Raw genomic sequence first — 13,361 nt, forward strand, 5'->3', positions numbered from 1 at the left:
GACGGGTTGGGGTTTCGAGGTCAGATCAAGGCCTTGCCCACCTCGTAGATGGTGGGCCGGTCCCCCGGCCCGTGGCTGAGCATCGCGTCGACCAGTTCGCCCAGCTCACCGGGCACCTTCACGCGCCGACGCCGACCGTTGGCTACTGCCTCCCGCTGCACGGGGCGCGGAGCGTCGTCCGGGTACTCGACCGCCCGCCAGCCCGTGGCGGAGATGAGCAGCGAGGCCCCGAGAGCGTAGATATCCGCTTCCTGAGTCGGCTCCGCTTCCCCAGTGTTGAGCACGCTGCGCGCGATCTCCGGCGCCTCGTAGTGGACGAGGCAGCCGCGGAACGGGAAGTCGTACCCCTGGGGCACCTGTCCGCCCCGGGCCAAGGCGAGATCGATGAGGTGCGTCCGTTCCGGCCCGATGATGAAGTGGGCAGGCTGCACATCACCGTGAGCCCAGCCCCGCACGTGGAGATCAGCCAAGGCTTCAACACATCCCAGCGCCACGCTGGTGTGGGCCTTGATGGACGAGCCCGCCTTACGGCATGGCTCCCACAGCCTGTAAAGGTCTGGCCCTTCGTGCCACGGCTGAAAGTTCCACCAGCCGTGCTCCCATTCGCCGTACGCGACTTGGTCGACGCCGAGGCGATGCAGGACCGCACCCTCGCGTGCGGGCGCGAGCGCTGTCCAGGGCTGGGCAGGCCACTCGGCCGTGGCCTCGATCGGATATCCGAGCTTCACAGCGAAGTGGCCCCGATGGCTCTCCACCTCCCAGACCGCGGAGCCGCGACGATTGATGACCAGTTGCTGCGACGTGGGCATGAGCGCGTCGAGCACCACGATCGGCAGTTCAGAGGTTGGGCCGGACAAGATCTCTTCTCCCTCCGAGCGAACGCGGCCGACCACGAGTCGAGGCCGGCCGCGTCGCTTTTGTCGTGAGCTACGCCTGACCGTACGGTCGACCACAGTCCGAGTCGCACTGCGCCAGGTTCGTGCCGTCCACGGTCCACAGGTCATCGAAGACCACGAACCCGGCCGCCTTCATGGCGCGAGCAGAGGCAGCGACCTTCTCCAAGTCGCGGCCCCCTCCACCGGGCATCGGGTTGTGGTGCAGGAACCGGCCCGCGTGCCGCGCGCACAGCTCGGCGTACTCCTTCGTGTGCAGGATGAGCGCGTGGAGCCCGAGGTCGACGTCGTCGGACGGGACCATGGGAACGGTGGCTGTGGCCGCCGTGACCAGGAAGGCGACCGCCTGGTCCGCGATCCGCTCAGCGCGCTCGGGGGACTGCCCGTCGTGGACCGCCACGAAGCGGGCCAGGCTCTCGAACAGCACTTCACCAGCTGCCGTGCGACCGGTCTTCTGATCGTTCGCTGTTGCCGTCATGTGCAATCTCCTCAGGTGAGGTGGTGCGAGGCATGTACAACCCGTCCCGATCGGCGAGCTCGGCTCAGAGACGATCGGGAAGCGGGCTTGGAGGCCGGCCCCGGACGGGGACGGGGGAGCCGGGCGGTCGGCACCCGTCCGGGGCGGCCGGTCTACTGGCTGGTCCCGAGGGCCATGCCGATCACCAGACCGCATGAACCGCTGATGCAGATGATGAAGAGGACCCCGGCATACCGGCCGATGGCGCGCATCACAGCCCGGCCCCACTGTTGCCGTTCCTCGCGCCCAGACGCTCGCTCAACTCTTCCCGAGCGCTGAGTGCGACGACGCCACCCGGCATGGCATCCCACTCCCGGCCGCCACGGATTGGCCGCATCTGCACGCGACCGCCGATCTCCCCCATGACGACGCCGATGCGTCCGCTGGCACTGTCCTTCGCCAGTTCGCCGATGCCTGGCCTGGTCTGCTGGTTGCTCGCCATGCCAACGAGCTTCCTGCTGACCACCAGGACGCCGGAACCATGGGCAAACCCCACTTCGGGACGTCCCGCGTCGGGTAGAACGTCCCTAGTGCCGTCCCCGGTTGGTAGGAGAGATTGAAATGGCAAACGAGAGATTACGTGCGGCCATGGCGGCCGGCGGCTGGACGTACAACGCCCTCGCGGACAAGGTCGAAGTCGACCCCAAGTCCGTCGAACGATGGGTCAACCTGGGGCGTACGCCGCGCCGAGCCACGGCCATGTTGGCAGCAGAAACGCTAGGAGAAGACGTGCACGCTCTATGGCCATCGCTCAGGCAGGCACGCCCCGCCCGCGCCGTCAGCCCGGAACTTGTGGCCCTCTACGACCAGCGGGCGGACATCCCCGTCTCCACCTTCGTGGACATGCTGACCCAGGCGCGCGAACAGATCGACGTCTTGGTGTACGCCGCCGTCTTCCTGCACGAGGCGTACCCGAGACTCAACGAGCTCTTGAAGGAGCGAGCAGCCGAGGGCTGTACAGTCCGGATCGCAGTCGGCGACGCGGACAGCTCCAACGTTCAACAGCGCGGCGAAGAGGAGAAGTTCGGCCACGGGATCCAGTCCCGTTGCCGCCTCGCGCTGATGCACTATCGCCCCCTGATGGGGGTACCGGGCATCGAGGTACGGACGCACGCCACGACGCTCTACAACTCGATCTACCGGGCCGATGATCAGGCACTGGTCAACGCCCATGTCTGGGGCGTGAACGCCTATAGCGCCCCTGTCTGGCACCTGCGCAGAAATGGAGAAGGCGGCATGTTCGACACCTACGCCGACAGCTTCGGCGCAGTGTGGGCGACCGCGACGCCAGTACGAGAGAAGTGATCATGGCACGCACCGAGTACTACGACGACCCAGATGCCCCCAAGCCGAACAGTCTGGTCGTCGCCGCGTCCGCGGTGGTCACTGACGACGAGGGACGCATCCTCCTACAGCGCCGGCGGGACAACGACCTCTGGGCGTTGCCCGGCGGCGGCATGGAAATGACCGACTCCCTGCCGGGCACTGCCGTCCGCGAGGTGAAGGAGGAGACGGGCCTGGACGTGGAGATCACCGGGCTCGTAGGGACGTACACCGACCCGCGCCATGTCATCGCCTATACGGATGGCGAGGTGCGTCGGCAGTTCAACGTCTGCTTCACGGCGAGGGTGGTCGGTGGCCGACTGGCCATTTCGGACGAGTCAACTGAGCTGCGGTTCGTCCAGACGGGGGAGATTGATCAGTTGCCAATGCACCACACACAGCGACTCCGGGTCCGTCACTTCTTGGAGCACCGTCAGCGTCCCTATCTCGGCTGACCCCGAAGGTGCACGTCTAACGCTCGCTGTGTCTGCCACCTCTCAGGGCAACGGGACCCGGGCTGCCATCGGTCAGCCCCTTGTCGTACGTCGGCCGCCTGTGCGGGCAGTGACCGAGAAGCTCCCCATCTGTTCCGGTAGGGGGTAGTTGCTGAAGCGACGATACCCAGGCATTCCTATGCTGCGCTGCGTAAGCTGGATCACCAATCAGTGAGGCGCGTGCGCGGGGATGGGGCAGCATGGACGATCGGCTTCGCGACTTTGCTAAGGCCTCACCCAACTTCGGGGTGCTGTATCAGCACCAGCCGCTGCTCTCCCTGTACGGGGCTTCCGCCGAAGCGACCGTGTTCACGAACCCCAATTCCTCCCTGGTCCAGGCGGGCCAGTTTGGCGAGGTCCTCGCCGAGGAACTGGTCGCCCGTATCGGGATGCGGATCGAGGGCGATCGGCAGATCGACCGGCTGACCGCTCTGACCAGGGCCGGAGTGCTTGTACCGGAGATCCGCGACGACTTCGATCGGCTGCGCCGCGACCGGAACAAGGCCGCCCACAGCCACCTCTTCGACACGGCGCGGGCTCTGGCCGCCGTTCGGATCTGCTACCGGCTCGGTCTCTGGTTCCACGATGCGATCGATGGCCGGCGGACCGTCGCCGAGTTCGTGCCGCCCACGGACCCCGGTGACAGCGCTCAGATCACGGACCCGGCCGAATTGGCCGAGCTGCGCGAGGCACTCGACGGCCACCGTCAGGCGCTCACTCAGGCCCGCACGAGGCTCGCCGAGGCCGACGACACGTTGGAGGCCGAGCGCAGGGCGCGGGCCGAGGCCGAAAAACTCATCGCCAGCGCCGACGCGAACAAGACCGAACTGCTTTCCAGAGTGGAGCAGTTGAGCGGCCAGATCGAAGAGCTGCGCGCCGCCCAGCAGGCGAAGTACGAGGCCGCCCGGAGGCAGCCGCGTCAGGTCGACGCCAAGCGACGCGAGGCGATCATCCACCGTGCGCAGCGGCCCGCCGCGCTCAACGAGGTGCAGGCTCGCGAGGCCATCGACGAGATGCTGCACGCAGCGGGATGGGTCGTCCAGGACCGCGACCAGATCAACCCGGGAGAGAACCAGGGCGTGGCAGTACGGGAGTTCACGCTGGCCACCGGCCGCGCGGACTACGTCATGTATGTCGACGGCAGGATTGTCGGTGTGATCGAGGCCAAGCGGGAGGGCGACCACCTCTCTAGCGCCGTGGAGCAGAACGATCGGTACGCGGCCGGTGTCCTTAAGGAGCACCGGCTCGCCGTCTGGCGGGCGGCGGAGCCGTTCGCGTTCCGCTACGCGACGACCGGCACCGAGACCTATTTCATCAACCGCCTCGACCCCGACGCCCGCTCCCGAGAGGTGTTCTCCTTTCACCGCCCCGCGACGGTGGCGGCCTGGATGCGTCGCGCTGATGAGGCACCGGCTGTCCCGACGTTCCGGGCCGCCATGCGCCGACTGCCCGTGCTGGAACCGAACGGGTTGCGGCTTGCCCAGATCGACGCCATCAGCGGCCTGGAGAAGTCCCTGGCAGAGGACCGGTCGCGGGCCCTGATCCAGATGGCGACGGGCGCGGGCAAGACCTTCACCGCCGTGGCGCAGACCTACCGGCTGCTCAAGCACGCCAAGGCGCGTCGGGTTCTGTTCCTCGTCGACCGCAACAACCTGGGCAAGCAGGCCTATGACGAGTTCCGCAAGTTCACGACACCGGACGACGGCCGCAAGCTGTCCGACATCTACAACGTCGACCGGCTCGGGGCGGCGGGCCTTCAGGACACCTCGTCGGTGGTCATCTGCACGATCCAGAAGATGTACTCGCTGCTGCGTGGGGAGACCCTCGTCGATGACGAGCCTGCGGACGAGGCCTCTGACAGTACGGCGTACGAGGACACGTACGCGACGGACCAGCCCATCGAGGTCTCCTACAACCCGAAGGTCCCGATCGAGTCCTTCGACCTGATCATCGTGGACGAGTGCCACCGCTCGATCTACGGCCTGTGGCGGGGCGTGCTGGAGTACTTCGACGCACACCTGGTCGGCCTGACCGCCACCCCCACCCTCCAGACTCTCGGCTTCTTCGGCCGTAACCTGGTCTCCGAGTACACCTATCCGCAGGCCGTCGCGGACGGGGTGAACGTCGACTTCGACGTCGTGCGGATGCGCACCGACCTGCGCGAGAAGGGTGCCGCGACCATCGAGTCGGGCACGACGGTGCGAGTCAAGGACCGCAAGACGCGACGGCAGCGCTACCAGGAACTGGACGACGACTTCACCTACACGACCGGGCAGATCGGCCGCTCGGTGGTGACGGTGGATGAGATCCGGGCGGTGCTCACCGCGTACCGGGATAACTGGCGGCGTTGGTTCCCCGGCCGTACCGAGCTTCCGAAGACCCTGATCTTCGCGGTCGGCGAAGACCATGCGGAAGATGTCCTCGCCCAGGTTAAAGAGGTCTTCGGGCGCGGCGACGACTTCGCGAAGAAGATCACGTACAAGAGCCGCCAGGCCGGCGAGGATCCGGACGAGTTGATCCGAGCGCTGCGGACCTCGCCTCAGATGCGGGTTGCCGTCACCGTCGACATGATCGCGACCGGTACGGACGTGAAGGCCCTGGAGTGCGTGATCTTCCTGCGAGAGGTGCGCAGCGCCGTCCTCTTCGAGCAGATGAAGGGCCGCGGCGCTCGCACCATCGACGCGACAGAGCTCCAGGAGGTCACACCGGATGCGGACGCCACGGTCCGCAAGGACCGGTTTGTGCTCGTTGACGCGGTCGGGGTGACGGACTCCCCGCTGGTGGATGCCAAGCCGTTGGTGCCTGCGGGCGAGCGGCAGGTCTCACTGGCCAAGCTGCTGGACAAGGCAGGCACGAAGTCGATCAGCGCGAGCGAGGCCGAGATCCTTGCGGGACGGCTGGCGCGGCTCAACCAGCAGTTGACGGAGGAGGAGCGCGAGCAGCTCACGCGCGCCTCGGGCGGGCGTACTTTGTCCGAGATCGCGGGCGCCATCGTGAAGGCGGTGGACCCAGACCGGCAGGAACGGGCCCTGGAACAGGGCGGCCAGGCGGAGGCCAGGAGGATTGTGGAGGACGCGATCGCTCCGCTGACGGAGTACCCCGATCTTCGGCGGCACATCATCGAGATCCGGCGGGACAAGGATTACCTCTTCGACGAGTTCACGGCCGTCGAGGTAACGGACGTCGACGAGATCCCGCGCGAGGAGCGGGCCCGGGAGCAGGTCAGCCGATGGAGCCAGCTCCTTAAGGACGAGCGCGACCGTATCGCGGCGGTCAGTATCGCCCTGACGAGCCCCCGATCGGTTTCACCTGCGGAGACGTACGCCGCCTTGAAGGAACTGGCCCTGGAGATCCGCCGCCCGCAGTTCGCCTGGACGCCGCAGGCCCTGTGGACGTATTACGAGGATTTGGGCGCTGCGGTCCACTCCGACGGTGGCCGGGAGGCGGGAGTCCCTGATTTGATCTCGCTCATTCGGTACGAGCTCGGGGTGGACGAGGAGCTGCGTCCATACCGTGAGACGGTGGAAGAGCGCTTCGAGGGGTGGCTGCTCAAGCAGCAGCAGGCGGGGGCGGACCTCTCCGAGGAGCAGCTGTGGTGGCTGCGGTCCATACGGGACGTGGTGGCGAGCGACGTCGGGATCAGTACGGCGGAGTTCAACGCCGAGCCTTTCAAGGGAAAGGGTGGCGGGCGGGGGTTCGCGCACGCGTTTCCGGGGCGGGATGTACGGTCGTTGTTGAGTGAGTTGAATCGAGAGTTGGCTTGAGCGGGTTGAGTAACGTGGAACTTCCAGCGGGCTGGGCAGTAGCCGAACTCGGGGATTTGCTTCGCGAACCACTGCGAAACGGCCACTCGGCACGCGCCACGAAAGAAGCCAATGGGATTCGAACCCTGAGTCTAACTGCTGTCACCCTGAACGACTTCAGTGACAAGAACACAAAGATCACTTCGGCGGAACCAGGGCGTGTTGAAGGCCTCTGGCTGGAACCCGGAGACATTCTCATTCAGCGGTCCAACACGCCTGAACTTGTGGGGACCTCGGCCCTGTATAAGGGGCCGCGAAAATGGGCGATCTATCCGGATCTTCTAATTCGCGTGAGGGTTAATTCCTGCATCCTCCCCGAATTTGCAGCCCTCATGCTACGCAGTAAAGGTATTCGCGACTACTTTAGGTCGAATGCGAAAGGGTTGGCGGGGTCGATGCCCAAGATCGACCAGTCGACGATCGCGGGTGTCAGAATGCCGGTGCCGCCGCTTGCGGAGCAGCGTCGCATCGTCGAGGCCCTCGAAGATCACCTTTCCCGCCTTGACGCGGCAGGGCGGGATCTGGAGACCGCACGGAAGAAGATCGGATCGTTTCGTAAGTCCATCTTCCTGTCGCTGGTACCTGAATCCGTTCCCGCTTCGTGGGAGATGAGCACGGTCGGGGACGCGGGCACGGTCGGGCTCGGGCGGCAGCGCCACCCCGATTGGCATTACGGCCCGGAGATGCACCCTTACTTGAGGGTGGCCAATGTCTTCGAGGATCGCATCGATACTTCGGATGTCATGGAGATGGATTTCTCAGGAGTCTTCGACAGATATCGTCTTGAGATTGGTGACGTTCTCCTCAACGAGGGACAGAGCCCACACCTAGTGGGGAGGCCGGCGCTCTACCGAGGAACCCCGCCAAATGTGGCCTTCACCAACAGTCTTCTGCGGTTCCAGGCGCGCCCCGATGTGCTGCCAGAATGGGCCCTGTTGGTTTTCCGTCGTCATCTTCATGCTCGACGATTCATGCGTGAAGTGCGCATTACTACCAATATCGCCCACCTTTCGGCAAAGCGCTTGAAGCCTATCGAGTTTCCCATTCCTCCTCTTGAGGAACAGAAGCGGCGAGTGCAGGCCTGTGACGAATCGATGAGCTACGCCGATGCGATGGAGCGCGCTTTGAAGCGCAGCCTCGTACGTGCAAATCACCTCCGGAGTGCGGTATTGGAGCGCGCATTCACGGGCCACCTCATTCCTCAGGATCCCGCCGACGAGCCTGCCTCCGTCCTCCTTGACCACATCCGCTCCGAGCGCGAGGCCCAGGGCGACAAGACCAAGCCAACCGTCCGGCGTCCCCGGAAAACAGTCACCGCAGGTTCGCCGCCCCCGCCCCCCACCCCATCCCCTAATAACGCTGTTCAGCAGGAGCTTCCGCTGTGAACCCCGCACCCCCCGCTCTGGCGCACACGCAGACCAATACCTTGGTCGCCAAGCTCTGGAACTATTGCAATGTCCTCCGGGACAACGGCCTGTCCACCATCGAGTACGTAGAGCAGCTCTCGTACCTGCTGTTCCTGAAGATGGCCGACGAGATCGCCACCGACCCCTTCACCGAGGATGAGGCCAAGGCCGTCGTACCCGCCAAGTACGACTGGCAGGCCCTCGCTCGCCTCAAGGGAATCGACCTCGAAGTGCACTACCGCAAAACTCTCGAAGCGCTCGCCAAGAACCCCGGCACCACCCTCGGCACAATCTTCGCGAAGTCCCAGAACAGGATTACCGAGCCCGCTCTGCTCGAAAAGCTGGTCGTCGAACTGATTGGCAAGGAGGACTGGACGATCCAGGGGACGGACCTCAAGGGCGATGCCTACGAGGGGCTGCTTGCCAAGGGCGCAGAGGACACAAAGACGGGCGCCGGCCAGTACTTCACCCCCCGCGCGCTCATCGACGCCATGGTCGACGTGATGCAGCCGAGGCCCGAGGACACGATCACCGACCCCGCCTGCGGTACCGGCGGCTTTCTTATTGCCGCGCACAGCTACATCCGTAAGCACCACATGCAGCACCTGTCGCGGGAACAGCGTCTCGCGCTCGGGTCCGGCAAGATCTGGGGCAACGAGCTGGTCACCGGCACTGCCCGTCTGGCCGCGATGAACATGCTGCTGCACGGCATCGGTGACGCTGACGGCGAGTCGCTCATCACCGTGGGTGACGCGCTTGCCGACAAGCCTGAGCGCCACGCGTCGCTCATCCTCGCCAATCCGCCCTTTGGCAAGAAGTCCGCGATCACGATCGTCGGCACTGACGGCAAGGCCGAAAAGGAAGACATCTCGTACGAGCGGGACGACTTCCGCGCCACTACCACTAACAAGCAGCTCAACTTCCTGCAGCACATCATGTCGCAGCTGGAGATGAACGGCCGCGCGGCTGTCGTCCTGCCGGACAACGTGCTTTTCGAAGGCGGCGCGGGCGAGAAGGTACGCCGTCGCCTGCTGGAAGAGTTCGATCTGCACACGGTCCTCCGCCTGCCGACCGGCATCTTCTACGCGGGCGGCGTCAAGGCCAACGTCCTGTTCTTCGAGAAGAAGCCGCCCCGCAGTGGGGGCGCCCACAACACCTCAAAGCTCTGGGTCTACGACTTCCGCACCGCCAAGCACTTCACCCTCAAGCAACACCCGCTGACCCGCGCGGCTCTGGACGAGTTCGTCGAGGCGTACCTGCCCGGCAAGCCGCGCAGCGAACGGGTTGAGTCCGAGCGCTTCAAGTCCTTCGACTACGCCGAGCTCATTGCCCGCGACAAGGTGAATCTGGACATCACCTGGATGAAGGACCCGGCACTCGACGACGCCGACAGTCTTCTGCCGCCCGAGGTGATCGCCCAGGAGATCGTCGAGGATTTGCAGGCCGCGCTGAGTGAGTTCGCGGCTATTGCGGAGGCCCTCGGTGGTGAGGTCTCAGCCGACACCGACGCAATTGAGCCAACTGAGACTGGCTGATCCACAACCGGGTTGCCCCACCCCCGTCACGCCGGAATCCTGAGTTCCCAGACCAGCGAGACGGGGGAGTTTCATGCCGGCCGCACAGCCGCAGACACGCGAGTTCCGGGCGTTCCTGACCAACCTCGAGTACGCCCGGAAGATGATCATGGCGGGTCAGAGCCTGGCTGCCTTCCAGTCCCCGGTTATAGACATCGGTGATTTCTACCGAGCCGCTTGGGTGCAGGCCGTCAGCGCCATCGACCACTGGTTCCACGAGGAGCTGTACCGGCGCGTCGCCGAGTTGGCCGCCGCGGACAGCCCCGGAATGCCCTACCAGCTGACGAAGTTCGAGCTGCCCCTGGTCAAGGTGGAGGAAGTCCGGCGCGGTACGACGACGCTCGCTGATGCCGTCTCCGAGCATGTCAAGGCGAAGTGGGGCAACGCGGCACTGCAGAACCCTCGCAAGATCAGCGAGGCACTGAAGCTGGTGACGGAAGAGGACATCTGGGCCAAGGCTGCCGTCCAGCTCAACGAGTGGAACCACGGCCGTACGTCGATGAACGCGCAGATGCTGAAGCAGAAGTACAACTCGATCACCGATCGCCGCAACAGGATCGCCCACGACGCGGACCTGCTGGACGGCGACCTCAAGCGTCGTCGCCCCATCTCCGACGCTGACGTGACTGACGCAATCGACTGGATCGAGCGAATCGCCCTCGCCATTGCCACCGTGATGGGATGAGGCGACCTCTCAGGCACCGTCATCGCGGCTACGCCATCGTTCGAAGTTGACGGCAGCCCTGACGGCAACGACGGCACACAGACGCGCATGATCGCCATCCTGAGCAATTGCAGCAGAAGGCCGCAGGCACTCTACGTCATGTGCTGCCCGATCCTACGGATCAGAAGGTTGCAGGTTCGAATCCTGCCGAGTGCACATAGCTCAAAGGCCCCGCCGGTCGAACCGGCGGGGCCTTTGACATCTGCGGGTGACATCAACGCACCCAGGGAACGCTCAGCGCTTGTGTCTGACTCCGAGCGCATGGGGCCATCCCTGAACAGGGGCAGGCCCCGGATTGCCGGCTCAGCCGCCCAGGATGCCGTCGGGCAGGATCGAGCTGACCGTGCCCGAGGGATTGGCCAGGAGCTGGTTCACGACTCCCGAGGCATTGGTCAGGAGCTGGTTCACGACTCCCGAGGCATTGCTGAGGGGAGCCGGGACCACCGCAAGGGGGTCCGGAGTGTCGGCGGCTTGAGCGCTGACGACGCCCAGGGTGAGGAGTCCCGCGGTGACCGCGACGACTGTTGTTGTGCGTACCGCGGTCCGCCAAACGGTGGTGGGGGTGGTCATCTGTCTGGTCATCTGTCCTCCACGTTGTTGCGGTTCACGGGCGGAGCGTCTCCGCCCGCTTGATCAACCCGACAACGGCGCGGCGCGCCAAGGGTTACTCCGGACCCCGATCCGCGCGGCTGAACAGCCCCGCCTCGTGGGTTCGTGATGCGGGGCCGGCGCCCGGCTCTTGCGTTTTGCGGGCGCACGGCAGAAGTACGGCAACGGGCCGCGGCAATGGGCCGCGGAAATGGGCCGAGGGCCGTGTGCCACCGGGCTCGTGGTTAGGGTGTCCCCGCATGTCGCACGTCGACCGGGGGGTCGAGAGATCGGTGCGACACCGGGGAGGGACGGTCATGAAGGTCAAGGTCGCAAGAGCGGCGCTCACCGGGGTGGTGCTGGCCGCGCTGGTGGGATGCGGGGCCGGAAACGGGGACTCTCGGACGAGGGAGCGCGAGACGACTCCCTCTTCTCCGGTGCCGCCCTCTGCGGCGGGGCGTCTCTCCTCCGCGGATCTGCAGAGCCGGTGGTGGACCTGGGCGGCGTCGGAACCCGAGCGGACGAATCCCGTCGCCGATCAGGACGGGAGTTCGTGCGGGCGCAACCAGGCGCGGGACGTGTGGTTCCTGGCCGGCTCTTTCGGCGGTCGGGTCAAGCGGACGTGCAGTGTCCCCGGCGGAGTGCCGCTCGCTTTCCCCCTCGTGAACTTCATAGGTGAGCCCTCGGACTGCGCGGGCTTCATGGAGGTCGCCAAGGGGTCCGCGGTGCTGGACGGCGAGAAGGCCGAGACGGAGGAACACCGAGGGACGTCGGTCTCCGTGCGGGGCGCCGCCGACAACCCCGTCACCGGATCCGGGGGAAGCTTCACCGCCACCGGATGCGGCCTGTGGGTCCAGCTGGAGCCACTGGAACCCGGGCCGCACACGCTGACGATCCGCGGCGAGTCCGCCGACTTCTCCGTCGGGGTGGACTATTCCCTCGACGTCACGAGCCCTTAGTCAAGGGCGGCCCACGAGGGCCGGTTGCTCCCCGGGAGCAACTCCGTTCGGGGCCGTGGCGGGGCGGAGCGCTCCGCCGACCGCGCTCGGTGCTCGCGGCACCGTGGCTGTTCCCACTGGGCAGGGGCTTTTGTCAGTGGGGCGTTCTAGTGTCGTTGTGTGCGGCAGGCGTGGACGTGTTCGGGGTTGCGGTGGTCGGGGGACGGGCCCGTGCTCGTGTGGGGCGGGGGGCGGCGGAGTCCGCTGGCACGGGGGAAGCGGGTGGCGTTCGGCGTGGTGGCCGGGGGTGTGCGGACGTGCGTCGGGGCGCGGGGCAACGCGTGTCCCGTGCGGGCCGTCGTGTCGCCGCGCGGTACGGGCGCGCGGTGTGAGGAGTGCGCGCGCCTCGACCGGGCGCACTCCGTGGCCGCCGACACGATGGCTGACGATCCGCGGCCGTACCACGTGTATCTCGCGTGGTTCGGGCCCGGCATGGTGAAGGTGGGGATCACGGGGGTCGAGCGGGGTTCCGCCCGCCTCCTGGAGCAGGGTGCCGTCACCTTCAGCTGGCTGGGGCAGGGGCCGTTGATGGCGGCCCGCAGGACCGAGGAGCTGTTGCGGGCCGCGCTCAAGGTGCCGGACCGGATTCCGTACGCCGACAAGCGGGTGGTGCGGGCGGAGCTGCCGGGGCCCGCGGAGCGCATCGCCGAGATCCGGGACCTGCACGCGCTCGCCGGACGGCTCCACGGCTGGCCGGAGTCGCTGCGGCGCGAGCCCTTCGCACCCGTCGACCACACGGACGTGTTCGGGCTCGCCGGACTCCCGCCCGCGCAGGGAGTCGTGAGCGAACTGGTCGCGGGAGGGGTGATCGACGGCGAGCTGTGCGGTGCCGCGGGTCCTGATCTCCATCTCGCCACCGGGCGGGGAGTCGTCGTTCTCGACACACGGTTGATGACGGGGTGGGATCTGACCGGCGTCGGGGGCGGCGGCAGGGACGGCCACAGGGACGGGGACGGGGACGGGGACTTCGGGGTCCCCTTTCCTGTGCGGGAGTTGAGGGTCGAGGACCTCGGTGTTCAGGACGGGCTCTTCTGAGCGGGC

The 13,361-nt window shown here is 66.3% G+C and carries 12 protein-coding genes; 8 read left to right on the top strand and 4 right to left on the bottom strand.

The window, feature by feature from the left end; all coding sequences use genetic code 11:
* Positions 1 to 20 precede the first annotated feature (20 nt).
* The 3 genes from OOK38_RS13945 to OOK38_RS13955 form a co-directional block, all read right to left on the bottom strand.
* Positions 21 to 857, bottom strand: a complete 837-nt coding sequence (locus OOK38_RS13945) for a protein kinase (RefSeq protein WP_266848445.1) — start codon at positions 855 to 857, stop codon at positions 21 to 23.
* A 70-nt stretch (positions 858 to 927) separates the two neighbouring features.
* Positions 928 to 1,371 (bottom strand): hypothetical protein, encoded by a 444-nt coding sequence (locus tag OOK38_RS13950; RefSeq protein ID WP_266848447.1) that lies wholly within the window; start codon positions 1,369 to 1,371, stop codon positions 928 to 930.
* 250 nt (positions 1,372 to 1,621) lie between these two features.
* Positions 1,622 to 1,852: a hypothetical protein gene (locus OOK38_RS13955; RefSeq protein ID WP_266848449.1), complete on the bottom strand. Its 231-nt coding sequence runs from the start codon at positions 1,850 to 1,852 to the stop codon at positions 1,622 to 1,624.
* A 119-nt stretch (positions 1,853 to 1,971) separates the two neighbouring features.
* Between OOK38_RS13955 and OOK38_RS13960 the strand changes: the two genes are divergently transcribed.
* From OOK38_RS13960 to OOK38_RS13985, 6 genes are all read left to right on the top strand, one after another.
* Positions 1,972 to 2,715 carry an XRE family transcriptional regulator gene (locus tag OOK38_RS13960; protein WP_266848450.1) on the top strand — a complete coding sequence of 248 codons (744 nt, stop codon included), beginning with the start codon at positions 1,972 to 1,974 and terminating at the stop codon, positions 2,713 to 2,715.
* Positions 2,716 to 2,717: 2 nt separating this feature from the next.
* Complete coding sequence (locus OOK38_RS13965; RefSeq protein WP_266848451.1) at positions 2,718 to 3,188, top strand: NUDIX domain-containing protein; 471 nt, start codon at positions 2,718 to 2,720, stop codon at positions 3,186 to 3,188.
* A 239-nt stretch (positions 3,189 to 3,427) separates the two neighbouring features.
* The gene (locus OOK38_RS13970; RefSeq protein WP_266848452.1) at positions 3,428 to 6,991 is read left to right on the top strand and encodes a DEAD/DEAH box helicase family protein; all 3,564 of its coding nucleotides are present in this window, start codon (positions 3,428 to 3,430) and stop codon (positions 6,989 to 6,991) included.
* Between the two features lie 14 nt (positions 6,992 to 7,005).
* The gene (locus tag OOK38_RS13975) at positions 7,006 to 8,415 is read left to right on the top strand and encodes a restriction endonuclease subunit S (RefSeq protein WP_266849335.1); all 1,410 of its coding nucleotides are present in this window, start codon (positions 7,006 to 7,008) and stop codon (positions 8,413 to 8,415) included.
* Complete coding sequence (locus OOK38_RS13980) at positions 8,412 to 9,971, top strand: class I SAM-dependent DNA methyltransferase (RefSeq protein WP_266848453.1); 1,560 nt, start codon at positions 8,412 to 8,414, stop codon at positions 9,969 to 9,971. Before OOK38_RS13975 ends, OOK38_RS13980 begins: the two co-directional genes overlap by 4 nt.
* A 73-nt stretch (positions 9,972 to 10,044) precedes the next feature.
* The gene (locus OOK38_RS13985) at positions 10,045 to 10,695 is read left to right on the top strand and encodes a hypothetical protein (protein WP_266848455.1); all 651 of its coding nucleotides are present in this window, start codon (positions 10,045 to 10,047) and stop codon (positions 10,693 to 10,695) included.
* 342 nt (positions 10,696 to 11,037) lie between these two features.
* Here OOK38_RS13985 and OOK38_RS13990 read toward each other — a convergent pair whose 3' ends face one another.
* Complete coding sequence (locus OOK38_RS13990; protein ID WP_266760434.1) at positions 11,038 to 11,316, bottom strand: hypothetical protein; 279 nt, start codon at positions 11,314 to 11,316, stop codon at positions 11,038 to 11,040.
* Between the two features lie 323 nt (positions 11,317 to 11,639).
* On the opposite strand from OOK38_RS13990, the gene OOK38_RS13995 reads away from it, so the two are divergent.
* Positions 11,640 to 12,281, top strand: a complete 642-nt coding sequence (locus tag OOK38_RS13995; protein ID WP_266760432.1) for a signal protein — start codon at positions 11,640 to 11,642, stop codon at positions 12,279 to 12,281.
* A 159-nt stretch (positions 12,282 to 12,440) separates the two neighbouring features.
* Entirely contained in the window at positions 12,441 to 13,355 is a 915-nt protein-coding gene (locus OOK38_RS14000) for a DUF2797 domain-containing protein (protein ID WP_266760430.1), read from the top strand.
* Positions 13,356 to 13,361: the final 6 nt, after the last annotated feature.

The organism is Streptomyces sp. NBC_00568, assembly GCF_026341855.1.
GTDB lineage: Bacteria > Actinomycetota > Actinomycetes > Streptomycetales > Streptomycetaceae > Streptomyces.

Coding starts and splice junctions, on each gene's coding strand:
- OOK38_RS13950 (WP_266848447.1), bottom strand. CDS start 1,371: ATGACGGCAACAGCGAACGATCAGAAGACCGGTCGCACGGCAGCTGGT.
- OOK38_RS13955 (WP_266848449.1), bottom strand. CDS start 1,852: ATGGCGAGCAACCAGCAGACCAGGCCAGGCATCGGCGAACTGGCGAAG.
- OOK38_RS13960 (WP_266848450.1), top strand. CDS start 1,972: ATGGCAAACGAGAGATTACGTGCGGCCATGGCGGCCGGCGGCTGGACG.
- OOK38_RS13965 (WP_266848451.1), top strand. CDS start 2,718: ATGGCACGCACCGAGTACTACGACGACCCAGATGCCCCCAAGCCGAAC.
- OOK38_RS13970 (WP_266848452.1), top strand. CDS start 3,428: ATGGACGATCGGCTTCGCGACTTTGCTAAGGCCTCACCCAACTTCGGG.
- OOK38_RS13985 (WP_266848455.1), top strand. CDS start 10,045: ATGCCGGCCGCACAGCCGCAGACACGCGAGTTCCGGGCGTTCCTGACC.
- OOK38_RS13990 (WP_266760434.1), bottom strand. CDS start 11,316: ATGACCAGACAGATGACCACCCCCACCACCGTTTGGCGGACCGCGGTA.
- OOK38_RS13995 (WP_266760432.1), top strand. CDS start 11,640: ATGAAGGTCAAGGTCGCAAGAGCGGCGCTCACCGGGGTGGTGCTGGCC.